Annotated in this window: 20 protein-coding genes; 12 read left to right on the top strand and 8 right to left on the bottom strand. The window is 51.7% G+C overall.

Annotated elements, in window-relative coordinates:
* Positions 1-254 precede the first annotated feature (254 nt).
* Complete coding sequence (locus J3P35_RS08340) at positions 255-3,470, top strand: SusC/RagA family TonB-linked outer membrane protein (protein WP_210463866.1); 3,216 nt, start codon at positions 255-257, stop codon at positions 3,468-3,470.
* Between the two features lie 11 nt (positions 3,471-3,481).
* Positions 3,482-4,921 (top strand): SusD/RagB family nutrient-binding outer membrane lipoprotein, encoded by a 1,440-nt coding sequence (locus J3P35_RS08335; protein ID WP_210463865.1) that lies wholly within the window; start codon positions 3,482-3,484, stop codon positions 4,919-4,921.
* A 169-nt stretch (positions 4,922-5,090) separates the two neighbouring features.
* On the opposite strand, the gene J3P35_RS08330 is transcribed toward J3P35_RS08335, so the two are convergent.
* Positions 5,091-6,017, bottom strand: coding sequence for a lysophospholipid acyltransferase family protein (locus J3P35_RS08330; protein WP_210463864.1), 927 nt, complete (start codon positions 6,015-6,017; stop codon positions 5,091-5,093).
* Positions 6,018-6,212: 195 nt separating this feature from the next.
* Positions 6,213-7,226, bottom strand: a complete 1,014-nt coding sequence (locus tag J3P35_RS08325; protein WP_210463863.1) for an LLM class flavin-dependent oxidoreductase — start codon at positions 7,224-7,226, stop codon at positions 6,213-6,215.
* Between the two features lie 509 nt (positions 7,227-7,735).
* Between J3P35_RS08325 and J3P35_RS08320 the strand changes: the two genes are divergently transcribed.
* The 6 genes from J3P35_RS08320 (at position 7,736) to J3P35_RS08295 (ending at position 15,757) form a co-directional block, all read left to right on the top strand.
* On the top strand, positions 7,736-8,353 hold the full coding sequence (locus J3P35_RS08320; RefSeq protein ID WP_210463862.1) for a WbqC family protein: 618 nt from the start codon (positions 7,736-7,738) through the stop codon (positions 8,351-8,353).
* 97 nt (positions 8,354-8,450) lie between these two features.
* Positions 8,451-11,048: an ATP-dependent Clp protease ATP-binding subunit gene (locus tag J3P35_RS08315; protein ID WP_246850030.1), complete on the top strand. Its 2,598-nt coding sequence runs from the start codon at positions 8,451-8,453 to the stop codon at positions 11,046-11,048.
* Positions 11,049-11,194: 146 nt separating this feature from the next.
* Complete coding sequence (locus J3P35_RS08310) at positions 11,195-12,757, top strand: acyl-CoA carboxylase subunit beta (protein WP_210463861.1); 1,563 nt, start codon at positions 11,195-11,197, stop codon at positions 12,755-12,757.
* A 204-nt stretch (positions 12,758-12,961) separates the two neighbouring features.
* Positions 12,962-14,032 carry a M42 family metallopeptidase gene (locus J3P35_RS08305; RefSeq protein WP_210463860.1) on the top strand — a complete coding sequence of 357 codons (1,071 nt, stop codon included), beginning with the start codon at positions 12,962-12,964 and terminating at the stop codon, positions 14,030-14,032.
* A gap of 219 nt (positions 14,033-14,251) precedes the next feature.
* Positions 14,252-14,824, top strand: coding sequence for a GNAT family N-acetyltransferase (locus J3P35_RS08300; protein ID WP_210463859.1), 573 nt, complete (start codon positions 14,252-14,254; stop codon positions 14,822-14,824).
* 162 nt (positions 14,825-14,986) lie between these two features.
* Positions 14,987-15,757 (top strand): helical backbone metal receptor, encoded by a 771-nt coding sequence (locus J3P35_RS08295; RefSeq protein WP_210463858.1) that lies wholly within the window; start codon positions 14,987-14,989, stop codon positions 15,755-15,757.
* A 92-nt stretch (positions 15,758-15,849) separates the two neighbouring features.
* Here the strand turns inward: J3P35_RS08295 and J3P35_RS08290 are convergent, their stop codons facing one another.
* The 4 genes from J3P35_RS08290 to J3P35_RS08275 form a co-directional block, all read right to left on the bottom strand.
* Entirely contained in the window at positions 15,850-16,407 is a 558-nt protein-coding gene (locus J3P35_RS08290; RefSeq protein ID WP_210463857.1) for a DUF4142 domain-containing protein, read from the bottom strand.
* 347 nt (positions 16,408-16,754) lie between these two features.
* Positions 16,755-17,996: a 3-phosphoshikimate 1-carboxyvinyltransferase gene (locus J3P35_RS08285; RefSeq protein ID WP_210463856.1), complete on the bottom strand. Its 1,242-nt coding sequence runs from the start codon at positions 17,994-17,996 to the stop codon at positions 16,755-16,757.
* Positions 17,993-19,033, bottom strand: a complete 1,041-nt coding sequence (gene aroB / locus J3P35_RS08280) for a 3-dehydroquinate synthase (RefSeq protein WP_210463855.1) — start codon at positions 19,031-19,033, stop codon at positions 17,993-17,995. The genes J3P35_RS08285 and aroB overlap by 4 nt, the downstream gene beginning before the upstream one ends.
* 161 nt (positions 19,034-19,194) lie before the next feature.
* Complete coding sequence (locus tag J3P35_RS08275) at positions 19,195-20,289, bottom strand: bifunctional 3-deoxy-7-phosphoheptulonate synthase/chorismate mutase type II (RefSeq protein WP_210463854.1); 1,095 nt, start codon at positions 20,287-20,289, stop codon at positions 19,195-19,197.
* Positions 20,290-20,407: 118 nt separating this feature from the next.
* Between J3P35_RS08275 and J3P35_RS08270 the strand changes: the two genes are divergently transcribed.
* Positions 20,408-21,592 carry a proline dehydrogenase family protein gene (locus J3P35_RS08270; protein ID WP_210463853.1) on the top strand — a complete coding sequence of 395 codons (1,185 nt, stop codon included), beginning with the start codon at positions 20,408-20,410 and terminating at the stop codon, positions 21,590-21,592.
* 154 nt (positions 21,593-21,746) lie between these two features.
* Here the strand turns inward: J3P35_RS08270 and J3P35_RS08265 are convergent, their stop codons facing one another.
* Positions 21,747-21,983 carry a hypothetical protein gene (locus J3P35_RS08265; RefSeq protein WP_210463852.1) on the bottom strand — a complete coding sequence of 79 codons (237 nt, stop codon included), beginning with the start codon at positions 21,981-21,983 and terminating at the stop codon, positions 21,747-21,749.
* 138 nt (positions 21,984-22,121) lie between these two features.
* Here J3P35_RS08265 and J3P35_RS08260 point away from each other — a divergent pair, with 138 nt between their 5' ends.
* From J3P35_RS08260 to J3P35_RS08250, 3 genes are all read left to right on the top strand, one after another.
* Positions 22,122-22,703 carry an RNA polymerase sigma factor gene (locus J3P35_RS08260; protein ID WP_210463851.1) on the top strand — a complete coding sequence of 194 codons (582 nt, stop codon included), beginning with the start codon at positions 22,122-22,124 and terminating at the stop codon, positions 22,701-22,703.
* 48 nt (positions 22,704-22,751) lie between these two features.
* Complete coding sequence (locus J3P35_RS08255; protein ID WP_210463850.1) at positions 22,752-23,864, top strand: S1 family peptidase; 1,113 nt, start codon at positions 22,752-22,754, stop codon at positions 23,862-23,864.
* 210 nt (positions 23,865-24,074) lie between these two features.
* A complete protein-coding gene (locus tag J3P35_RS08250; RefSeq protein WP_210463849.1) occupies positions 24,075-24,617 on the top strand; it encodes a hypothetical protein in 543 nt (180 codons plus the stop codon).
* Between the two features lie 167 nt (positions 24,618-24,784).
* On the opposite strand, the gene J3P35_RS08245 is transcribed toward J3P35_RS08250, so the two are convergent.
* Positions 24,785-25,627, bottom strand: a complete 843-nt coding sequence (locus J3P35_RS08245; RefSeq protein WP_210463848.1) for an energy transducer TonB — start codon at positions 25,625-25,627, stop codon at positions 24,785-24,787.
* Between the last annotated feature and the right edge of the window lie 23 nt (positions 25,628-25,650).

Here is a 25,650-nt window from a genome sequence, read left to right as displayed (position 1 = left end):
GCCCACCACCAGCTTAGAAAACACAAAGCAATCACTATATATTTTTTATTTTATTTATCCACACGTGCAACTTTTATCTCATTAAAAAAATCTATAGATTTATATGGCTTAAAAAAGAACGATATGGATTTTATGTAAAATCCATATCCTCTCATTGGCTCCTCCCCACCGGTTAGCACTATCTAACCGGGACCTGTTCAATCCTCTTCCATCCAAACCAAAACACACAATGTTTACAAAATCTCTTTACCCCCATGAAAAAATGCTTACTACTTACCCTGCTGGTCCTTGCCTGCTTTATGAGTCAGGTGTGGGCACAAGCCGTCACTGTTTCAGGTACGGTGACTTCCGCAGATGACGGAACCCCTCTTCCTGGAGTTTCAGTTGTTGTAAAAGGAACCCAGGTTGGAACCTCCACCGGCGTTACGGGCACTTACTCGCTCACGGTACCAGACCAGAACGCTACGCTTGTCTTCAGCTTTATTGGCTACAAGGCCTTGGAACGGGCCGTGAGCGGTGCTACCACCATCAACGTAGCCTTGGTTTCTGATGCCACCCAGCTCACCGAGGTGGTGGTGACCGCCTTAGGTGTAGAAAGAAGCCGCAACTCCCTCCCCTATGCCGCAACCCAGCTGGAAGGCAATACGGTTACGGCGGCCCGCAACCCCAACATGGTCAACTCCCTCTCCGGGAAAGTGGCAGGCCTGGCGGTAACCCAAACCAATACCATGGGCGGCTCTGCCAACGTGGTGATCAGGGGCACCAAATCCCTGACCGGAAATAACCAGGCCTTGTTTGTGGTTGATGGGGTTCCTATCAGCAACGATGTCTCCAACACGCTTGACCAGAGCACCGGACGGGGTGGTTTTGACTACGGTAACCCTGCCTCTGACATTAACCCAGATGACATTGAGTCTATGAGTGTGCTGAAAGGCGCCGCGGCCACCGCCCTATATGGATCCAGGGCTGCCAACGGGGTGATCCTCATCACCACTAAAAAAGGCAAGCGGGGTTTGGGGGTTACCCTCAACAACGGCCTCACCATTGGCACCATTGACAAAAAGACCTTCCCGGAATACCAAAAGGAATACGGGGCAGGCTATGTCATGAGATGGTCCAGGTTTGATGTGAACGGAGACGGCACCCTGGATAATGTGGTCCGCATGGGCGATGATGCCTCTTACGGCTACCCGTTTGACCCCAACCTGCTGGTGTACCAGTGGGATGCCTTTGATCCCGCCTCGCCAAACTACCAAAAGCCCCGCCCCTGGGTAGCCGCCGAAAACGGACCCGAATATTTCTTTGAGACTGCGGTGTCCTACAACAACAGTATCATTATTGACGGGGGCAATGAAAAAGCCAACTTCAAACTAGGTTATACCCGCAACGAAGACAAAGGGATTCTGCCTAACAGCGAGATCTCCAAGAACATGATCAACTTTGCCGGCTCTCTGAACCTGACCAGTAAACTGTCTGCCAGCGCCGGAGTGAACTTCACCCAACAGGAAGGCCTGGGACGCTATGGGTCTGGGTACAACTCCATCAACCCTATGCTGGGTTTCCGGCAATGGTTCCAGACCAACGTTGACCTTAAAGAGCAGGAAGAAGCCTATTTCCGGAACCGGCAGAATATAACCTGGAACTGGCGAAGCCCTTCCAACCTCACCGCTGCGTACCATGACAACGTGTACTGGACCCGCTATGAAAACTTCCAGAACGATGAGCGGTACCGCACCTTTGGGAACATAGCTTCCAATTACAAGTTCACCGAATGGCTGGATCTCACCGCCCGCTTTTCTCTGGACACCTATGATGAACTGCAGGAAGAGCGTTTTGCCATAGGAAGTACTACCAATGACCAGGACCCTAACTACACCCGGTTTAACAGAACCTTCAGGGAGTTCAACTTTGATCTGTTCGCCAACTTTGACCGCAACTTCACGGAGGCTTTCAACATCAGGGGTCTGGTAGGTCTTAACCTGAGAAGGTCAAGACTGAACTCTATCCGGGCATCTACCAGTGGGGGCTTGGTGGTGCCCAGGCTATATGCCTTGTCCAACTCATTGAACCTGCTCCAACCACCTCTGGAAAGTGAACTGAGACGGGCCGTGGATGGCATCTTCGCCAACGCCACTTTAGGTTACCGGGAGATGGTGTTCCTGGATCTTTCTGCCAGAAGAGACCAGTCCTCTACCCTGCCAAGAGGCAATAACTCCTACTTCTACCCCTCTGTGGCGTTGAGCTTTGTCTTCTCTGAAGTGCTCAAACAAGACTGGCTATCTTATGCTAAACTGCGGGCCAACTATGCAGAAGTGGGCAATGACGCGCCTTTTGCCGCCACCAACAAGTACTACAACAAGCAGGACGAGGAAATAGACGAACCTATTGGCACCTTCGGGGGCATTCCGCTGTACTCCGTGCCCAATACCCGCTATAACCCGGACCTGAAACCAGAAAGAACCAAAAGTTCAGAAATAGGGCTGGAAACGGCTTTCCTAGACAACCGCTTAGGTTTTGAGGTAACGGTGTACAAGTCCAATACCATTAACCAGATACTGCCTGTGTCTGTGTCTGCGTCTACGGGGTATACCTTCAAATACGTGAATGCCGGGGAAGTGGAAAACCGCGGCGTGGAGGCAGCCCTCCGGTTCCAACCCATCAAGAACGATGTCTTCTCCTGGAACCTGAACCTTAACTGGACCCACAACCGGAACGAGGTGGTGGCGCTGGCCGAAGGAGAAAATATGATTCTGGCTAACTACCAAAGCGGTATCACTTCCAACGCCGCGGTAGGGCGGCCATTTGGTATTCTCCGGGGCCAAGGCTTTGTGCTGCATGAAAACGGCGGCCGCATGGTAGATGAAAATGGTGCCTATATGCTGTCAGACCCTACCAAAGAAATCGCCAACCCTAACCCAGACTGGCTGGGCGGTATCTCCAATACCTTCTCTTTCAAAGGGCTCTCCCTGTACTTCCTCATTGACATCCGCAAGGGAGGCGAACTGTTCAACCTGGATACCTACTATGGGTTTGGAACCGGGCTCTACCCTGAAACGGCAGGCCTGAATGATCTGGGTAATCCTTCACGGCTTCCCATCTCTGAGGGCGGGGGTATCATTTTACCTGGTGTGAAGGAAGATGGATCGCCCAATGACATAAGGGTAGAAAACACCGAAGGGGTGCTGGGGTACTATACTCCTAACGAATTCCACGTTTACGGTGCCGGCTTTGTGAAATTGCGCGAGGCCTCTCTGACCTACACCCTACCCCAGCGGCTCATCTCCCGCCTGAAAGTCTTCAAGGGCATTGATGTGTCTGTGGTAGGCCGTAACCTCTGGATCATTGACAAAGATGTACCATATTCTGATCCGGAAGCAGGCTTTGGAGCTGGTAACTTAGGCCAGGGCTACCTGAGCGGTGCTTATCCAACTCCCCGCAACATAGGCTTCAACTTAAGGTTCCAATTCTAATGATGAAGACGATGAAAAAGATATTTCTATACAGCTTAGCGTCTCTGTTCCTGGCCACCTCCTGTGTAAACGACCTGGACGACGATTACAACTTAGACCCCAAACGGGCCACAGACGTGCCACCCGGCACCCTGGTGAGCAATGCGCAGTTCAACTTAACCAATGTCATTACTACCCCAGACTATAATACCAATGTCTTCAGGTATTATGTGCAACATTGGGCCGCGGCCCAGTACCCAGATGAGAGCCAGTACAACATCAACACCCGCGAGATCAACCGGTTCTTCTGGACCATTCTCTACCGCGATGTTCTTTCTGACCTAAGGGAAGCCAAAACCCTTATCACGGCCAATAATGTACTGGCCCCTGATCTAAAAGCCAGCCAACTAGCCTGTATTGAGGTGCTGGAAGTCTATGCCTGGACCGTCTTGGTGAACACCTACGGTGACATCCCTTATTCCCAGGCCCTGGACATTAACAACGTGCAGCCAGTGTTTGACGATGATGTGGCCATCTACAATGATTTATTCACCCGGTTAGATGCCGCCATCAACAGCCTCTCCCAGAACTCAGACAATGCCGGGTTGGGCAACGCCGACCTGTTCTACGGCGGAGATCTGGAGAAATGGCTTAAATTCGCGAACTCCCTCAAGCTGAGAATGGGCATTACCATTGCCGATGCCAACCCTACCAAAGCGCGAACCATAGTGGAAGAGGCCGCGCCCAACGTGTTTACCTCCAGCGACGATGATGCTGAGTTGCCTTACACGCCCAACGTGCCAACCGCCAACCCCGTCTATGACGAGTTGCGCCAACGGGACGACAACGTAGCGGCCAACACCTTCATTGATGTCCTGGTTGATTGGCAAGATCCCCGGCTGGATGAGTTTTTCAGACCTGCCCCTGAAGGGGAAAACGAAGGTGAGTTTGTGGGCGGTGTCTACGGAGACCTCAACAACTACGTAGATGTGGCCCAGCCCAGTGACCTGGTGCGGGAGCCAGATGCGCCTGGCATTCTCTTGTCTTATACCGAGGTGGAGTTTCTACTGGCAGAGGCGGCCTTGAGAGGCTTCAATGTACCCGGTAACCCTGAGGAGCATTACACTGCGGCCATCACTTCCTCTATTGTGAATGACTGGGGCGGCACCCAGGCCGAGGCCTCCGCCTATCTACAACAACCCGAGGTTATGCTCAACACCACCAACTGGAGACAAAGCATAGGCATGCAGAAATGGATTGCGCTGTATAACCAACCCGTGGAAGGCTGGAAAGAATGGCGGCGCTTAGACTACCCTCAATTGGTGGCTCCGCCTTTGGCCCAGTCTGAGATTCCGCTCCGCTTCCCATATCCGGCCACCGAGCAGAACCTGAACAACGCCAACTACACGGCGGCCGCTGCGGCCATTGGCGGTGATGTGGTTACTACCAGGGTTTTCTGGGATGTAGACTGATTTTGGAGACAAACTAAACCCAAGTGTAAAAAGCCCCGGCTGTTTTGGCAGCCGGGGCTTTTTTGTCAAAGAGAGATACAGTAATGTTGATGGCATTTACAGCCTGATTTTGGGAAAACAGCACCAAAAAGGATTTGGAAGTTTCTGGCACTTTCCACTTTATTAGCCGCTAAACTGTGGCAGGTCTCTTGTGCTTCCAACGTTTGTGTGACCACAGGTAGTCTGCCGGATACTGCTCTACCCAGGCTTGTAGCTTTTGGGCAAAGGCATCGGTAAGCAGAAATCCGTCCTGTGGTTCCTCGGGGGTTGGGGCCGGCAACAGTTCCTGAAATTCTATCTCGTAGTAACCGCGCTTGAGGTGGCGCATCCCCACAAAATAGGCTGGGAATTTAAAGGAAGTACGGAGTTTCTCGGCCCCCACGTAGAAGGGCGTATCCTGGTGCAGAAAGGTGGTCCAGTACTGGATTTCGCCATAGGGCGGTACCTGGTCAGAGAGCAGGGTAAAGATGCGGTGCTCCGCTTTGTGCCGGATCAGATGTCGCAGGGTGTCCTTCATGCGCACTAGATTTATCCCGAACCGCCCCCGCATGAACTTCATGAACTCATCAAAGAAAGAACTGGCCAGAGGTTTGTACACGCCGTCTACGGAGGCCTTGAAAATGATCTGGCTCGCTGCCGACATGTATTCCCAGTTGCCCAGGTGAGCACCCAGCATGAGCACCGTGGTGCCAGAGGCCACCTGCGCCTCCACCTTTTCATGGCCCTTGTACACGAGCCGCTCCTTCAACTGAGCCGGGGTAAGGGAAATCAACTTCAGCGACTCCACAATAAGATCAGTGAGATTCAGGAAAAACTGCTTCTCTATTTTCTGGAGCTCGGCGGGGCTTTTACCCGGGAAAGACCTTTCCAGGTTCTGCCGCACCACTTTCTTCCGGTACCCAATCAGCTGGTATAGCACCAGGTACAGGAACGTGGAAAAGGCGTACAGCACCGGAAACGGCAAAAGGGAAATCCCCTTCAACAGCCACCAGAGCGGAAGCTGGCTGGGTTTAAGGTTGGGGCGGGTAAAAGAGGATGTGGCTGGTTTTAACTGCATTTTCTGAAAAACAAGCCGAAAACAGCCAAGCCGCTTTCAACGCCTGCAAAGGTAATACCCTCCTGCAGATTTCCCTTGATAGAACCTGATTCATTCTACCTAACCTGTTTGTAAAACAAAGCGGCTCTCTGCGCAGGTCTTTGGTTATCGCCAACCTGTGCAGAGAGCCGTATTCATCTTTTTTTATCTGCAACGTTAGACAGACTTCTTGAAAAAATCTGAGGTGAGCTCATAAGAATGCAGGCGGGCGGCATGGTCATAAATACTGCTGGCCACGATCACCTCATCTACCTGCGTCTGATCCACAAACTTCTGCAAGCCGTCTTTCACTTTCTCGGGACTGCCTACAAAAGAGCAACGCAGCATGTTCTGCACCGCATATTGCTCAGAAGCATCCCAGAGGCCATTCATGCTTTCCACGGGTGGTTGCATTAAACCAGCGGTTCCCCTGATCACACCCAGGAAAGACTGGTACATGGAAGTAGCCAGATAGTCAGCTTTTTCGTCTGTGTCGGCGGCGATCACGTTCACGCCTGCCATGACGTATGGCTCCTTCAGGCTACCCACCGGCTTGAAACTGTCTCGGTACACCTGAATGGCGTGGTGCAGCATGGTGGGTGCAAAGTGGCTGGCAAACGCGTACGGCATCCCTAACATTCCGGCCAACTGCGCACCAAAAGTACTAGACCCCAAAATCCAGATGGGCACATAGGTTCCCTCGCCCGGCACCGCCCGCACTTTGGAAGAAGGGTCTGGGTCGCCCAGGTAGTTATACACTTCCACCACGTTCTGTGGAAACTCGTCTACTGACTGGTGCTGGTCACGACGCAGGGCCATGGCAGTTAAGCCATCGGTCCCAGGAGCGCGGCCAAGCCCTAAATCTATACGGCCCGGGTAAAGCGTAGCCAGAGTCCCGAACTGCTCTGCCACTACCAGCGGCGCATGGTTGGGCAGCATGATACCGCCAGAACCCACCCTAATGGAAGAGGTCTCCCGGGCAATATGGCCAATCAAAACGGCGGTAGCAGAACTCGCGATACCCGGAAAGTTATGGTGCTCGGCCATCCAGAAGCGTCTGTATCCCCATTTCTCCACGTGTTGCGCCAGGTCAACGGCGTTCTTGATGGCGTCCGCGGCTGTTTTACCTTCCTGAATGGGTACCAGGTCCAGCACGGAAACGGATATATCTGATAATTTTTTAGTAGGCATAATGTAATCTGATCTAGTCAGTCCTTTTGTACGAATGATCTTCTAAAAGGCAAATGTACCCGCAGAAAGTTCTGCCGGGCCTGCCCAAGGCCGTTACCTTTAGGAAACTACCCATCGGTTTCTGCCCTGTTTTTCTGAAATCAGGCCTTAAACAGGTAAAAGACGAAACACCTTAGAAATAGAAAATATCCGGGAACCAAGCGCTACCACCATATTGTTACATTTAGTCAGGCATAAAACGCCTATCACCGTCCCAAAACACTGGGAACCTGCAACAAAGACCAAACAAGTTTCTTTACTTGTATAAGGGTTCATCCGCTAATTGTAGACCAGGGAGTACAGCAATAGTTCTATTCCTGGCTTAGGCCAACATAAGCCAGGGCAAAATATGAACCAGGTCCTGAACTGCCAGGCCGGGCAAAAGCAGGGAAGTTTCTTCAAAGTCACCGTAGGTGGCCATACAAGTCTGGGATTTTTCCCTTACTTGCAGCCGTTCCATATTCCATTGCATGCAGTTATTAACCGAGCTACACTACAACCCCAGCATCCTCTATTTTCAGAAGGCTTTTGAAGCCGATGAATTATTGTTTGAGGCCCATGAGAATTACCAGAAACAGAGTTACCGCAACCGGTGCCACATTCTCACAGCGCAGGGTGTGGTGCCGCTGTCAGTGCCCGTGGTGAAAGGCAACAGCAAGACGCTGGTAACAGAACTGGAGATTGACTACAGCCAGCGCTGGATGGACATCCACTGGCGTACCATCCAGAGCGCCTACGGTAATGCGCCCTTCTTTGAGTTCTACGCAGACTACCTCAAGGACATCTATGACCAGAAGCCGGCTCTGCTTTTCCAGCTGAATATGGATTTGATGAAACTTTTCGTTAAATTCCTGAAGCTAAAGAAACCCCTGGGCCTCACTCAAACGTATGTTAAAACCTATGAGGCACCGGTGTTGGATTGGCGGGGGGAACTTCATCCCAAGAAGGAGCCTGACAATTTGCGCCTTATGCCATACCGGCAGGTGTTTGGCAAACAATTTGCAATAAACCTGAGTATACTGGATTTGTTGTTTAACCTTGGCCCCGAGGCATCTATATATTTACAGAATCCCGTGGATTTCTGTTGAACATTTGCCCCACTCATTTTGTTAATTTTTTAATGCGTAGCCTTGGCAACACAGTTGCAGTAATCGCACAACAACTATTTACTAGACAAGAACTTACATGGAAGCCAAATTCTCAAATAGAGTGAAAGAGGTAATCTCTCTCAGTCGCGAGGAAGCCATCCGCTTGGGGCATGATTATATTGGCACTGAGCATTTGCTTCTGGGAATGATCCGCGAAGGAGAAGGTACGGCTATCGCTTTGCTTAAAAAACTGGGGGTACCAATGGAAGAGCTTAAGTACGCGCTTGAGCAGGCAACCAAAAACACCGCCAGCCCTAACACCAATATAACTGGTAGTATTCCGCTTACTAAACAGACGGAGAAGGTCCTGAAAATAACGTATTTGGAGGCTAAAATCTTCAAGTCTGACATCATAGGTACAGAACACCTGCTGCTGTCTATTTTGCGGGATGAGGATAATATTTCATCGCAAACCTTAGCCAAATTCAACGTGAACTATGAAGCTATCCGGGATTCGTTAGACTATCATGCTAACAACCCTCTCGCCTCCTCAGATACCGATGACAACGATGATAACGACAAACTCTTTGGCTCTTCCTCTAAGGGAGGTGCTGGCTCAGCCGCCAAGAAGGGTGCCGAGAAATCCCGCACTCCGGTGCTGGACAACTTCGGTCGTGATCTGACTAAATTGGCCGAGGAAGGCAAACTTGATCCTATTGTGGGTCGGGAAAAAGAAATTGAGCGTGTTGCTCAGGTTCTGAGCCGCCGTAAGAAAAACAACCCAATTCTGATTGGGGAGCCTGGTGTGGGTAAAACTGCCATCGCCGAGGGTCTTGCGTTGCGCATCATTCAGAAGAAAGTATCCCGTGTACTGTTCGGCAAACGCGTGGTAACCCTGGACCTGGCCTCTTTGGTGGCGGGTACCAAGTACCGCGGTCAGTTTGAAGAGCGCATGAAAGCGGTGATGAACGAGCTGGAGAAATCTCCGGACGTGATCCTGTTCATTGATGAGCTGCACACCATTGTAGGTGCTGGTGGAGCCTCCGGATCTCTGGATGCCTCCAACATGTTCAAACCTGCGCTGGCCCGCGGCGAAATCCAATGCATCGGGGCTACTACGCTAGATGAATATCGTCAGTACATTGAGAAAGATGGTGCCCTGGCTCGTCGTTTCCAGATTGTGATGGTTGACCCAACCACGCCAGAGGAAACCATTGAGATTCTGCACAACATCAAAGACAAGTACCAAGATCACCACCACGTGACCTATTCAGACAAAGCCATTGAGGCTTGTGTGAAGTTGAGCGACCGCTACATGAGCGACCGTTTCCTGCCAGACAAAGCCATTGACATTCTGGATGAGGCTGGTGCCCGCGTGCACATCAACAACATTGTGGTGCCTGAGGATATCTTGAATCTGGAGCAACAGATTGAGAATATCAAGGACGAGAAAAACCGCGTGGTGAAAAGCCAGAAATACGAAGAAGCTGCTCAACTGCGTGATAAAGAGAAGAAACTTTTAGATCAACTTGAAGCGGCTAAGAAAAGCTGGGAAGAGGAGACGAGAAAGAAACGTTACGCCGTGAAGGAAGAAAACGTGGCCGAGGTAATCGCCATGATGACGGGTATTCCGGTGAAACGTATCGCGCAGAAAGAAAGCCTCAAGCTTTTGAACATGGGCGAAGAGTTGAAAGGCAAAGTGATTGGCCAGGACAAAGCGATTCAGCAGTTGGTGAAAGCCATCCAGAGAACCCGCGTTGGTCTGAAAGATCCAAAACGCCCTATCGGTTCATTCGTGTTCTTAGGCCCTACAGGGGTTGGTAAAACCGAGCTTGCCAAAGTGCTGGCTACCTACCTGTTTGACAAAGAAGACGCCCTGGTACGTATTGACATGAGTGAGTACATGGAGAAATTCAGCGTATCTCGCTTGGTGGGAGCGCCTCCAGGCTACGTAGGTTACGAAGAAGGTGGTCAGTTAACGGAGAAAATCCGCCGCAAGCCATACTCTGTGGTATTGCTGGATGAGATTGAGAAAGCGCACCCAGACGTATACAACCTGCTCTTGCAAGTGCTGGATGACGGTGTGTTGACTGACGGTTTAGGCCGTAAGGTGGACTTCAGAAACACCATCATCATCATGACCTCCAACATTGGGGCCCGTGACTTGCAGGACTTCGGGGCTGGGGTTGGTTTCGCCACCAAAACCCGCCAGGAGAACATGGACGATATCATGAAAGGCACCATTGCTTCTGCCTTGAAGAAAACGTTCTCTCCTGAGTTCCTGAACCGTTTGGATGATGTGATCGTGTTCAACTCACTGGTGAAAGAAGATATCCATAAAATCATTGATATCTCCCTTGCCAAGCTGTTGACCCGCATCAAAACGCTGGGTTATACCATTGAGATCACTGACAAAGCCAAAGACTTTGTGGCCGAGAAAGGATATGACTCTAAGTATGGTGCCCGTCCGTTGAACCGTGCCATCACCAAGTATATGGAAGATCCAATTGCGGAGGAAATCCTGAAAGCTGAATTAGCCCAGGGAGACACCATCGTGATTGACTACGAAGAAGGCAAAGAAGAGCTTACATTCTCTAACCGCAAGAACGAGGATGCAACTCCAGATACCTCTGACGATCTTCCGGCTTCTTCTGAGGAAGAAACCACGCCTACTGATGGCAAGAAGAAAGACTAATTGATTATTCATAATTGGAAAGGCTGACAGACAAACTGTCAGCCTTTTTTGCTTTTTAACAAGATGTGAGAAAATATTAACAATTATTTTTCACTGCCCTATTCTTTCCTAAATTTGATTTCTTGTACCAACACCAAAGTGCTTCAATGTCAGACCAGAATAACCTGAACAGCAAATTTGAGACATTAGACCGCAAAAATGCCGAAGCCCTCTTAGGAGGTGGCCAGGCGCGCATTGATGCCCAACATAAAAAAGGCAAACTCACCGCCCGTGAGCGCATTGACCTGCTCCTGGACGAAGGCTCTTTTGAAGAGATAGGCAAGTTTGTGATGCACCGGTCCAAGGACTTTGGCCTGGATAAAGAATACTATTTAGGCGATGGTGTGGTAACGGGTTACGGCACCGTGAATGGCCGCCTGGTGTACGTTTTCTCCCAGGACTTCACCGTTTTCGGGGGTTCCCTCTCTGAGACCCACGCGGAGAAGATTGTGAAGATCATGGACCTTGCCATGAAAAACGGCGCTCCCGTGATTGGCCTCAACGACTCCGGTGGGGCCCGTATCCAGGAAGGTGTGGTTTCCCTGGGCGGCTACGCCGATATTTTCTACAAAAACACCCTGGCCTCCGGCGTAATACCGCAGCTTTCAGGCATTATGGGCCCATGCGCCGGCGGAGCCGTTTATTCCCCTGCCATCACTGACTTTATTCTCATGGTGGAGGATACGTCTTACATGTTTGTGACGGGACCCAACGTGGTGAAAACCGTGACGCATGAGACCGTGACCTCAGAAGAACTGGGCGGTGCCAGCACCCACAGCACCAAGAGCGGCGTAACCCATTTCTCCTGCGCCAATGAGGTTGTCTGCATCCAGAACATCAAACAGCTGTTGAGTTACATGCCGCAGAACTGCGAGGAGCTTCCTCCTGCCCTGCCATACGAACCCAAAGCCGATGAGACCCGCGAGGTACTGAACAACATAGTGCCGGAGAACCCCAACCAGCCTTATGACATCCGTGAGGTGATAGAGGGTATCATTGACACCGATTCTTTCCTGGAGGTGCACAAGAACTTCGGAGAGAACATTGTGGTAGGGTTTGCCAGATTGGCAGGTCGCAGCATAGGCATTGTAGGAAACCAACCGGCAGTTCTGGCCGGGGTACTGGACATCAACGCCAGCACCAAAGCCGCCCGTTTCGTGCGCTTCTGTGACTCCTTCAACATTCCGTTGCTGGTACTGGAAGACGTACCCGGCTTCCTGCCCGGCACCGATCAGGAGTGGCGCGGCATCATTACCAACGGCGCTAAATTACTGTATGCTTTCTGCGAGGCCACCGTTCCCCGTGTAACCGTTATCACCAGAAAAGCGTATGGCGGTGCTTATGACGTAATGAACTCCAAACACATAGGCGCTGACCTGAACTACGCCTGGCCTACCGCTGAAATCGCGGTGATGGGAGCCAAAGGCGCCGCCGAGATCATCTTCAAACGTGAGATTGCCGCCGCTGAGGACCCTGAGGCCAAACTAGCCGAGAAGGTGGCCGAGTACCAAGCGAAATTCGCGACGCCATACCGGGCTGCCCACCGCGGCTTTGTAGACGAAGTAATCTATCCTTCAGAGACGCGCGCTAAACTGATCAGAGCGTTCAAGATGCTGGAGAACAAAGTAGACCAGTTACCAAAGAAAAAACACGGAAATATTCCGCTGTAAACAACCACTGGAGGATGGATTTAAGAACCTGCTTTTTGCCGGCAAATGAACCTCAAGTCCATCCTCCAGTGGCTGATATACACCAAAAAACATTCAATATTTAATTGCGCCCTTGGTTGGTGACCTCAAAGCACCCCAGCCAGATACTACTTCAACTGACAAACAACTATCGGAGAGTGCTTTGCTCCACCTAAACAGAAAGCTATGAGAGAAGAAAGCTTTGAATTCCTGCAAACCTACCTCAACAACGCTGCCCCTACCGGCTTTGAGTCATCGGGCCAGAAGCTGTGGTTAGACTACATCAAGCCCTACATTGATGAGTACTTCGTGGATACATACGGCACCGTGGTGGGGGTAATCAATCCGGAGGCAGAATACAAGGTGGTCATTGAGGCCCACGCTGATGAGATTTCCTGGTTTGTGAACTATATCACGCCGGAGGGCTACATCTACGTGCGCCGGAACGGGGGTTCTGATGCCGTGATCGCGCCTTCTAAGCGGGTGAACATCCACACCAGAAAAGGGATGGTGAAAGCAGTGTTCGGATATCCGGCCATTCATGTGCGCAAACCAGACCAGGACAAAGCCCCAACCGTAGAAACCATTTTCCTGGACTGCGGCGCCGCCAACAAGCAGGAGGTTGAAGACATGGGCATTCACGTAGGTTGCGTGGTCACCTTTGACGATGAGTTCTGGACCATGAACGAAAAGTTCTACGTGGGCCGCGCTCTAGACAACAGAATCGGGGGATTTATGATTGCCGAAGTTGCCCGCATGCTCAAGGAGAACGGAAACAAGCTTCCTTTTGGATTATACATCGTAAACGCGGTGCAGGAAGAGATTGGCCTGAGAGGTGCCGAGATGATTGCGCACCGCATCAAGCCAAACCTGGCCATCATCACCGATGTGACCCATGATACGCAGTCACAAGGTTATGAGAAGAAAACCAACGGAGATCTGCACTGCGGCAAAGGACCGGTGCTGACTTACGGTCCAGCGGTGCAGAACAACGTACTGGACATGCTTATTGAGGTGGCCCAGAAAAATGAGATTCCGTTCCAGCGCGCCGCCGCCACCCGTGCTACTGGCACGGACACCGATGCCTTCGCCTATTCATCTGAAGGTGTGGCGTCGGCCCTAATCTCTTTGCCATTAAAATACATGCACACCACCGTGGAAACCGTGCACAAAGATGACGTGGACAGCATCATCAAACTGTTCTACCATTTCCTGATCCAACTGCAAAGCGGCCATGATTTCCGGTACCTGAAATAGCCGTTTTGGGCTTGTTTTCAAATAAAAGGCCTAAAAGCAAATAGACAGGAAAAGACCTGTGAGGTTTCAAATCTCACAGGTCTTTTGCTTTAAGGCCGTTTTCAGGAAAACGGGTCTTAAACAATTCTATTGTGACCATCATATAGGTCACGGCAAATTTTAGCACGGCAGAATCCTGTTTATTATCTATCTTCACAGGCAATACTGTTTTGCCCCACCATGAAAATACATACCCCCCGGCTTTTGCTGCGCGAATTCAAGGAGGATGACTGGCATTTCACCAACCTGTATGAATCCAATGAAGAGGTCATGCGGTACCAGACCAGCGAGGTGCGCTCCAGCAAAGAAAGCCAGGAGTACATTCGGCAATGCCTGGAAGAGGCCCGGGAGGAGCCGCGCACGCTGATTGACCTGGCCATTGTACTTCGGACCACCGATATGCTCATAGGCCGCGTGGGCATGAAGGTAGACTACGACGCCGAGGAGGCGGTGCTGTGGTACATCCTGAATCAGACTTATTGGAATAAGGGCTACACCACCGAAGCCGCCGGCGCGCTGATGCACTTTGGGTTTGAGGACCTGCAACTCCACCGCATCTGGGCCGACTGTGACCCACGCAACGTTGGCTCCTACCGCATCATGGAGAAACTGGGCATGCGCCGCGAAGCCCATTTCAGAGAGAACATCTTCATCAAAGGCCACTGGTGCGATTCTTACGTCTACGCCCTGCTTGACCACGAATGGAGAACTCAAAACGGAGAAGTCAATTGGGAATCAAAAATCATGAATTAGGAATAGCAGGGTATTGCCGTTAATTTTCTACCTGATTTATCAAAAACAGCCTTAAAAAGGAAATCTGCCAAATTCAACAACCAGAAAGGCTTGGTTAGATTACTTTCAAGACGAACCTAATTCTTAATTCCTAATTCTACAGAAGTGCTTTTCCTTGATCAGATGAACCACCGCCTCCAGTTGCCGCAGCCGCCCCGCCGGATTGTGTCTCTGGTGCCTTCCCAAACCGAGTTGCTTTTTCACCTGGGTTTGGGTGACCGCGTGGTGGGCGTCACTAAATTCTGTATTCACCCCCAGGAGCAGTTAAAACAGAAACAAAAAATTGGCGGAACCAAGAACTTCAACTTTGAGGTCATAGACAGACTGGAACCAGACCTGATCATCGGGAACAAAGAGGAAAACTACCAGGAGGGAATTGAGCGGCTACAGGGTAAATACCCGGTTTACATGAGCGATATCTACACGCTGGAAGACGCTTTTGAGATGATGAGGGGCATTGGGCAGGTGACCGGCACAGAGACACAGGCTACGGAATTAGTGCAGCAACTACGGCAACAATTCGCCGGTTTAACGCCAACGGCTCCGGCCATACCTACTGCTTATTTCATCTGGCGAAATCCTTACATGGGCATCGGTAACCAGAATTTCATAGACCACATACTGGCACTTTGCGGCTTTGAGAATGTACTGGGGCACCTGGCCAGATACCCGGAGGTAACTGCAGCACAACTACAAGAGGCGAACCCTAAATTGATTCTGCTTTCCTCTGAGCCTTATCCGTTTAAAGAGAAGCACATTGCGGAGTTCCAGGCCATTTGCCCCGAGGCGCTAGTGAAGGTGGTAGACGGCGAGTTAGTTAGTTGGTACGGGAGCAGGCTCTTGCACTCTGCGCCTTACCTCCAGCGCTTGATAAAAGAAGTTTCCTCCTCTTAAGCTCCTCAGAATTTTCTAAGCTTAAAAATCGATTATAAAAAAAGGCCCTTTGCAAGATGCAAAGGGCCTTTTCTCACTAGACAAGTATTTACTTAGGGTTTAGTGGTTTTATCGGCTTGCGCCACGGCGTTTTTCAACTCTTGCGCCTCAGCCAGGTGCTCTTTCAAGACCGGTAAGATCTGGTCAATAAATTGCTGCACGTCTGGGTCTGTCACTTCTTTATCGGCTTTCTCATAGAAGGCGATGGCCTCCTCATGAGCTTCCACCTCTAGGTTCGCGAAGGTCTGGTCAAACTCCTCTCCTTTTTTAGTCTCCAGGCTATCTACGAGCGCTTTTTTCTCGCTTCCCATTTGGGCCGGCAATTCTACCGCTTTCTTTTTAGCTATTTCTGCCAGCACGGGAGTTGTACGGGAGTGCACATGGTAGATTTTCTGTCCCAAGGCGCCTACTTCTCCTTTTTTGCTTTGGTCTTCGGCCATCATACCGGCCATCAGCTGGAAGTTATCATTGGTGGCGGCCTGCTTGAGGAACTGTTCTACTTTCTGGTGGTCTGCGGCGCTGGCTTCTTTATCTACTTTATTGCAAGAAACCAATGTCATACTGCTCATAGAGAACAATGAAGCCAGCATCCAAACATTGATATTTTTCATAGTCGTATATTTTAGTACTTCTACCTGTTATCCCCTTTTAACGATCATCAACACCATATGTTGTAAAAGTTCATAAACAACTAGCTCATTCCTCTTAATTTACTATTAATAAATTAAAAAAATACTAGTAAAATCAACTAAAATTTTGATACTTTATTTATAATATAATCAATAATACAAAGATAATTTGCAGTATAAATTTTGGAGGTAATTCACAGAAAACAACTCAAAAACAGCCTTACCATCCCCACAAGCCACTAATTGACATGCTCATCCTCTCAATCCGGCGGGCAAAAAAAGAAGCCTTCTGCGGGTGCAAAAGGCTTCTTGTCTTATTCCTTCCTTATTTACCGTACTTCTTCCACGGAAAAGCCGGCTTTTTGCAGTTCGTCCCAATACCTCGGGTAGGATTTCCGCACTACGCGTGGTTCTTCTATGACCAGCGGACCCTTCAGGGCCAGCGGTGCGAAGGCCATGGCCATGCGGTGGTCTTCGTAGGTATGGATGGTGGCTTCGTTTTGCGGCCGATTCAAGAAAAACACCTTGAAAACGTCTGGGGCAACCTCGCGCAGTTCCGCGCCCAATTTCACCAGCTCCATCTGCAGGGCCGCAATGCGGTCGGTTTCCTTTATCCGGAGACTCTCCAGGCCGGTCATCTCCACTTCCACGCCCAAGCCAGCGGCCAGGGCGGCCACGGTTTGGGCCAGGTCCGGGCAGGCGAAGAAATCTATGCGGGCCAAAGGCTCCTGAACCGGCTGCTTGGTTAACTGCACACCCTCCGCCGAAAAAGCGGTCCGCACCCCGAAAGGCGCCATCAAGGACGGCAGCACGCTGTCGCCCTGAAGGGAATCGGCGCGGAGCGCGGGCAGGAAAAGATCTGCCTCCCCGGCTAGCGCCGCGATGCTGTACCAGTAACTGGCTGCTGACCAATCTGACTCCACGGTATATTCTTTGGCCTGGTATTCTTGTTTGGCTACAGATATTTGCTGGCCTTCAAAGGTAGCCTGCACGCCAAAGTGCGCCATCTGGGCCAGGGTCATTCTAATGTAAGGCTCCGAGCCGATCTTTCCCTCCAATGTCAATTCCAGGCCTTGCGGCAACAGCGGCGCAATCATGAGCAGTGCCGAAATGTACTGGCTGCTGATATCGGCCCGAATTGATAGCTGGTTCGTGCCCGAGAACTCAAACCCGTTCATCTGCAGCGGCGGGTAGCCTTCCTGGCCCAGATACTCAATCTGCGCCCCCAATTGCCGAAGCGCGTCTACCAACACGCCAATAGGCCGCTGGCACATGCGCGGGGTTCCGGTCAACGTCAGCCGCTGGCCGGTGGCGGCGTAATAGGCGGTCAGGAAACGCATCACGGTGCCGGCATCCTCGGCGCTCACCTCCTGCCCCACGGGCGTGGAGAGCAACCGGTTCAGGAGCTGGGTATCGTTGGCGTCTGACAGGTTATGGATGGGGAAATCTTTCCCGGACAAAGCCCGGATGATGAGGGCACGGTTGGCCTCGCTTTTGGAGGCCGGCAAGGTCACGCGTCCGCGCAACACGCCCGTGGGGTGCGATACGCGCACGGCAGCAGCTGAAATCATAGTAATTGGTAATAGCGCAAGGCACTCTGCACCTCGGGTAATGTAATAGGTTTGTCATAGACGGCCTCCCCTATCTTCTGCAGCAAAGTGCAGTTGATGGTGGCGCCGTCGTTCTTTTTGTCATGCAGGCACAGGTGGCTGATGGCCTGAACATCGGCCTCCGGAATGGTCACCTTTTCATAGATAGACAGGATAAACGTCTCTATCTGCTCCAGCTCTTCCTGCGGCAAAAGCCCTTTCTGGGTAGAGAGCCAGGCTTCGCAAAGCATACCCACGGCAATCGCCTCACCATGCAGCAGGGTCTGGCCGGGCTCCTCCAGGTAGAAGCTCTCCACGGCGTGGCCGATGGTGTGCCCGAAGTTAAGGATCTTGCGCAGGCCATTCTCCAGCGGATCGGCGGTGACTACCCTTGACTTGATGTCAATGGAATGCCGGATCAGGTCGATCCAATCCTCGGTGAACATGCCAATGTAGCGCTGCTCATAGAACTTGTCGGCGTCCATGATGAACCAATGCTTGATGATCTCGGCGTAGCCGGATTTCATCTGCCGCATGTCCAGGGTCTGCAGAAACGCCGGGTTCACCAGTACTGCCAGTGGCTCTTGGAACACGCCTATGTGGTTCTTGAAGCCCATGAAATCAATGCCGGTCTTGCCGCCCACGCTGGCGTCTACCTGAGACAAGAGCGTGGTAGGCACGTTCACGAACCGGATGCCACGCTTGTACAGGCTGGCACAAAAACCACCCAGATCAGTGAGCACGCCGCCGCCCAGGTTCACAAGCAAGCTCCAGCGATCCAGGTTCTGGTTTGTGAGTTCGCGCCACACGTGCTCGCAGGTGGCCAGGTTCTTGTGCTCCTCGCCGCTTTGGATCTGCACCACGTAATGGTTTTCCGGCAAATAAGACTTCAGGAGCGGGTAGCAGTGCCGGTGGGTGTTCTCATCTACCAGCACCACCGTCTTCCTGAAAGCCCGGTTCTGCAACAAATCTTTGAGTTGCCCCACGGCCTCAAGGCCTATGAAAATCTCTTCGGTCAAATTATTTCTGTTTAATGCGTTTAGCAACCAATTTTTCTAAAATGGCCCCTAAACCGGATAATCCCCTAAAAAAGGGAATGTCTGGGGAGAATCAAAATAAAACCCGCTGAATGCGCTTGTTCCTCTGGTTTGCAAGGTACTGCCTGCCTGGTGAAACCACCCTACTGAGCCGGAGAATTCTTTTCCACGATCTCGGTCTGTACCCTGATAGACTCCAGATGAATGAGTTCATACAGCTCGGCGGCGAAATCTGGATTGATCTGCATCTGGCGGGCCCACTCTTTCCGGGTCTCGAAGATGCTTTTCCAGCGCTCGGGCTGCAGTACGGCAATGTTGTTCTCTTTCTTGTCCTCACCTATCTTTTCTACCAGGCGCATGCGGCGGGCCAGGGCCTCAATGATCTCACGGTCGGCGCGGTCAATCTTCTGACGCAGTTCCTCGGTACGGCTGATAAAAGCGGCATCGGGGAGGCTGCGCACCTGCAGCTTATCCAGGATTTCGCCTAACGCCTCGGGCGTGATCTGCTGTTCGGCGTCTGAGAGGGCTTCTGAAGGGTTAGGGTGCGTCTCAATCATGACCCCGTCAAAGTTCAGGTCCAGCCCTGTCTGGGAAATGGGCAGAATCAGATCAGGCTGCCCGCCAATGTGGCTGGGGTCTACCACTACGGGCAGAAACGGAAACATGCCTTTGAGTTGAATGGGAATCTGCCAGAGCGGCACGTTGCGGTATTGGCTTACCTCATAGGAGGAAAACCCACGGTGGATGGCGGCCACGTCCTGAATACCGACGGCCCACAGCCTTTCCACTGCGCCCGCCCAAAGACTGAGATCGGGGCTCACGGGGTTCTTGACCATAATCGGCACGTGGGTGCCGCGTAGGGCCTCGGCGAGTTCCTGCACCGCAAAGGGATTAACGGTGGTGCGGGCGCCAATCCAGAGCACGTCAATGTTGTGTTTGAGGGCGGTTTCAACGTGGTGGGGCCGCGCTACCTCCGTGGCCACAGGAATACCGTATTCCTGCCGCACCTCGTGTAGCCACTTCATGCCCTCGGTGCCCACGCCCTCAAAGGTGCCCGGCTTGGAGCGGGGCTTCCAGACGCCGGCCCTGAAGATATCTGCCTGCAGGTCTTTCAACTGACGGGCCGTATCCATGACCTGTCCCCGGGTTTCGGCGCTGCACGGACCGGCGATTACCAATGGTCGGCGGCGCAGCTTGCTCAGCTGGTGAAAATAATTGTTTTCTTTTTTCCGTTCCATGGCCAAATGCACGCGTTACAGGGTAGCGGTCTATAGGCGGCTTTTGCAAATCACCTAAAAAACAACTAACAACCGCTTTTACGTTATCTTTGTACAGCTTAAATGTAGCACTTAATCTATGACTCCTGCACTAAAAGTTTCTTTTGAAGATACCGCCATTGCATTCGCTGATAAATCTGATGCAGAACTCTATAAAACCTACCTCCTGTTTGCGGCCATGAACAACAACTCCATGGTGAAGATGGGCGGAGGTCTCATGAAAAAGGCGCTGAGCTGGAACCTGCCGGTGAAGTTCCTTATTAAGAAAAGCATTTTTGAGCAGTTCTGCGGTGGCGAGACCATCCAGGAATGCAAACCCACCATTGAGAAACTGGGCCGTTCAGGCATAGGTACCATCCTGGACTACTCAGTGGAAGGCGAGAGCAACGAGGCCAGCTTTGACCACACGGTGCAGGAAATCATCTCTACCATAGAAATGGCCGCCAAGTCCAACCACATCCCCTTCAGCGTGTTCAAGGTGACCGGCGTAGCCGATTCTGCCCTGCTGGCCAAAGCCCAGACAGACCAGGAACTCACGAACCAGGAGAAAGCGGCCTTCGGGCGGGTGCGGGCCCGGGTGAAAGCCATCTGCCAGCGGGCGTTTGAGCGGGGCGTGCGCGTGTTCATTGACGCCGAGGAAAGCTGGATGCAGGAAACCATTGACCAGCTCTGCTACGAGATGATGGAACTCTACAACCAGGAGCGCCCCATTGTCTACAACACCTACCAACTCTACCGCCACGACCGCCTGGACGTGATCAAGCGCGACTTTGAGCGGGCCCAGCGCGAGGGTTATTACCTGGGCGGCAAACTTGTGCGCGGTGCCTACATGGAGAAAGAAGGCCGCGTGGCCCAGCAGCGGGGCATCAACAACCCCATCAACCCTACCAAAGAAGCCACCGATGCCCTGTACGATGAATCCCTGCGTTTCTGCCTTGAGCACATTGACCGCATTGCCATCTGCGCCGGCACCCACAACGAGCAGAGCTGCTACCACCTCATGGAACTCATGGACGAGTTCAACATCCAGCCCAATGATGAGCGCATCTACTTCGCGCAGTTGCTGGGTATGAGCGACAATCTCTCTTACAACCTGGCGCATGCCGGCTACAACGTGGCCAAATACGTACCCTACGGCCCTGTAGAGGCCGTGATGCCGTACCTGCTGCGCCGCGCCGACGAGAACACCGCCATTGCCGGCCAGAGCAGCCGCGAGTTCTCCCTAGTGAAGAAAGAACTGGAGCGCCGCAAGCGCAAGGCCTAAAACAGAAAAGCGTTTGGGACCTGTTTTCCAGAAAACAGGTCCCAAACGCTTTTTTCACGAACTCACCTAAAAAGTAAAAGCGTCTCTTACGCAAACCGTATGAGACGCTTTTATCTTGTCCTAATCAGGAGGTGTGCTTACGCACACCGCTTAATTACTGAGCAGTAGTTGCAGTTGCAGCAGTGTCAGTACCGGCAGTAGTACCAGTAGTTGTACCAGCAGCAGTAGTGTCAGTGGTAGTAGTAGTTGAAGTAGTGTCGCCTTCAGTTGCAGTAGCATCAGTAGAAGTAGCTTCAGTAGAAGCACCTTCAGTACCTTCAGCAGATTTAGACTCGCAAGAAGCGAAAACGAACATACCAGCTACCAGGGCAAGAGAAAATACCTTTTTCATTGTAATAGGTTTTAAGGGTTTTAGCGTTAATTTCAACCTTAATACCACTACCCCCCGAGAGGTAACCCACCTTTTTCAAAAATTTTTTATTTTTTTCTGTGGGTTACTAAATGACTAAAACTGTATTAATTGACAAGCATGATTAGTAAGGCGCTAGTGACCGATGCGGCCATAATAGAAGGGATTCTTCAAGACGATGATGCGGCACTGAGTAGGTTATACAAACTCCACTTTTCCATGGTCTTGTTCTTTGTCCAGAGCAACAGCGGGACCGAGGATGACGCCAAGGACATTTTCCAGGAAGCGGTGATTGTCTTCTATGAAAAGATCAAGGCGGGCCAACTGGAACTGAATTGCCAGATAAAAACCTACCTGTATTCTATCTGCCGCCGTCTTTGGCTGAAAAGGCTGTCAAGAAGCAGCCGGTTCAGCCATGGTATGATTGAAGACACCGAATCTGAGCTGGCCCCCCACGTAGACGCCGACGCCGAGCAGGCAGAGCAGAACGAGCTCAAGTTTGAGGCCATGGGCAATGCCTTGGGCCAATTGGGCGAGCCCTGCAAAACCCTGCTAGAGGATTTCTACATCAGGAGCATGGGCATGGCCGAGATCACCGAGAAGTTTGGTTATACTAACGTAGACTCGGCCAAGAACCAGAAGTACAAGTGCCTGATGCGCCTGAAGAAACTGTTCTTCCTGGACTATCAGGTTCCTTCTTAAAGGGAAACGCGTAAAAACAGACATCCGGCACCGGATGCATTTCTATATATGAGTGACAGGGAATTATTGGAATTGATTGAAAGGTACCACCAGCACCAGGTGACCTCCGCTGAGCGCCGCGCACTGGAGGAACGCATGGCCGCCGATCCGGTATTCGCGCAGCGGGTACGGGAGGTGGAGCTGTTTACGGCAGCCTTGCAGAACCATGGCCGGCAGAAATCACTGCGCGACCGCCTGAACCAGCACCACCAGGCCTGGCAGCAGGAAAACCAGAAGGTGACCACCCCTCCGGTGCTCAAGCGTCGTACGCCCGTGCAGATTTTCATGCGCCGTTATGCCGCCACCATGGGCGTAGCCGCCACCGTGGCCATTGTCACAGTGTTCAGCAGTTTGTTGGGTATGGAGATGTGGCGCTCAGCCACGAAGCAGCAAACGGCCCGCTACGTGGAGCTGCGCCGAGAGGTAGATGACCTCAAGCGGAAACAGAATGCCTTATTGAATACCAACCCGGCCGTTACGCCTAAAGCCAGCACCCTTAATCCGGGTCAGTTCTCGGGAACCGGTTTCGTGCTCACCTCAGACGGGTATTTCGTGACCAGCTACCACGTGATTGAAGGCGCCGACTCGCTCATGATTGAGAACAAGAACGGCACCAAGCTCAAGGTGGAGGAGATCTACTCAGACCAGGTGCGTGACCTTGCCCTGCTGCGCGTCACAGATACCTCGTTCACCGGTTTCGGGAAGCTGCCTTACTCTTTCAAGCAGAAGGAAAGCGAACTGGGCGAGCGCGTGTTCACCCTGGGTTTCCCCAGAGAAGACGTAGTATTCGGAGAGGGTACGCTTAGCTCCAAATCAGGGGTGTACGGCGACACCGCCTCTTACCAGATCTCTATTCCGTTGAACCCTGGTAACAGCGGCGGCCCGCTCTTGGATGACCGCGGCAACATGATTGGCGTGATCAGCGGCAAGATGCTGGGCGTAGACGGCGCGGCCTTCGCGGTGAAGTCTGCTTACCTGCTCACCCTGCTAGACCAACTGCCGGAGCACCGCCTGCCCAAGCCTATTTCCCTGCCCAAGGTGAATAACCTGGCCGGCAACCCACGTCCGCAGCAGCTGAAGAAACTGCAGGATTTCGTGTACATGGTGAAAGTTTATAATTAAGCTCCATAGCTTTTATTTAAAGGCCGATTTTCTGAAAACACCCCTTAAACGCCTGTGCCCAGCACGGGCGTTTCTGTTTTATATCCGGTGGGTAGATGTAACTAATACGTATGATTTGCGTTAAGCTAAATCTAATTGCCAGTTGCCGGTTCCGTAACTGGCCAAGTAATTACCACTATGTTACATCTACTAAATATTAAGCAAAAGACTATGGAAAATCGCACTGGAAACACGCATAATTCTGGAATGTTGACAGGTATGTTCAGAGACAGAGAAAGTGCCGAGCGCGCTTACAATTCTTTACATAACCGTGGCTACAGCAGAGATGATATCAACGTGATCATGAGCGATGATGCCCGCAAGCGTCACTTCTCTGACAACGATAACAATAACACAGAACTGGGCAGCAAAGCCTTAGAAGGTGCCGGTGCTGGTTCTGCCATTGGTGGTACTCTTGGTGCAATTGTGGGCGCAATTGCCGCAATTGGTACTTCTATTGCACTTCCAGGACTTGGCCTGGTGATTGCTGGTCCGTTAGCGGCTGGTCTGGCTGGTGCCGGTGCCGGTGGCTTAACAGGTGGTTTACTGGGTGCCTTGGTAGGTTCTGGTATTCCTGAGGAACGTGCCAAAGTGTACGAGTCAGGCATCAAGGAAGGAAATATTGTAATGGGCGTAACTCCTCGCTCTGCTGAGGATGCCGAATATTTTGAGAACGATTGGCGCACCAACCGTGGTGAGCACATCTACCGTTAATCAGTAGAAATAACCACATAAAAAGCCCCGACTCTTAAATAGAGCCGGGGCTTTTTTGTTTGAATAACATCTTGAATTCAATTAAGTATTTAAGTTTCTATTTAAGGGCTATTTTCATTGAAATGGCCCTTAAATAGAAACCTGTTTTTAAATTATAATTCCTTTATTTATTTCAGCTCCAATCTGATGGGCAAAGTCATGCGCACGGGTACCGATCTGCCGTTCTGGTAACCGGGTTTCCAGCGGGGCAATTTGTGCACCACCCGCAGGGCTTCTTCCTCGGTGCCGTAACCCAAGCCCTTGAGCACCTGCACATCGGTGATGTCACCGGTGGCGGCCACCACAAAACTTACTACCACGGTGCCTTCTATGCCACTGGCCTGGGCCGCCCTGGGGTAGCGCAGGTTCTTGCCAATGAACTCCATCAGTTTAGGTAGGCCTCCGGCAAACTCAGGCATTTGCTCTACGCGCACGAAAACCTCAGGTGCAGCCGGAGGAGCCTCCGTACCGGGACCATCCCCAACTCCGGTTCCAGTACCCGAACCTATTTCGGGGTTGTTCAGGTTTCCGCTGCCATCTCCGTCTGAGGTCACCAACCCAGAGTTGGCGGTCTGGAGCTGTTCCTGGGTGGGGATTTCATTGGTCACTTTCTTGGTATCCTCCACTACTTTGGGTGTGGTGTTCTTTACAGTAGGAGCAGCAGGCGTTGAAGGAGTGGCGGGTGCAACTGGCTTGGCTTCCTTGACTTCTTCAACAGGCGGAAATTCTACCGGAAGCATGCAAATGGGAGGGGTTTCAATCCCTTTCTCATAAGGGGCCTGTTTTCCAAAAATCTTGTTGGCCAGGAAGGGTGCGGAGAAAAAGACCAGGGAAAGCGCGATGGCGTAGAGCACAGCTTGGCTGATGTGCTGGTTATAGAGTTTGCGTAAGACATAGGCGCCGTAGGCTTTGTTGCGGCCTTCAAAAATCATGTCATTCAGGGTGGCGGCGTAAGCGTGGTTCGTTTCCATGAGGTTGGCGTTTTGTTGGTGGT

Origin of the sequence: Rufibacter roseolus (genome assembly GCF_017916365.1) — a bacterium.
Taxonomy (GTDB): Bacteria; Bacteroidota; Bacteroidia; order Cytophagales; family Hymenobacteraceae; genus Nibribacter; species Nibribacter roseolus.
Note: the sequence above shows the minus strand (reverse complement) of the source record. Positions and strands in the feature narration are given on the sequence as shown.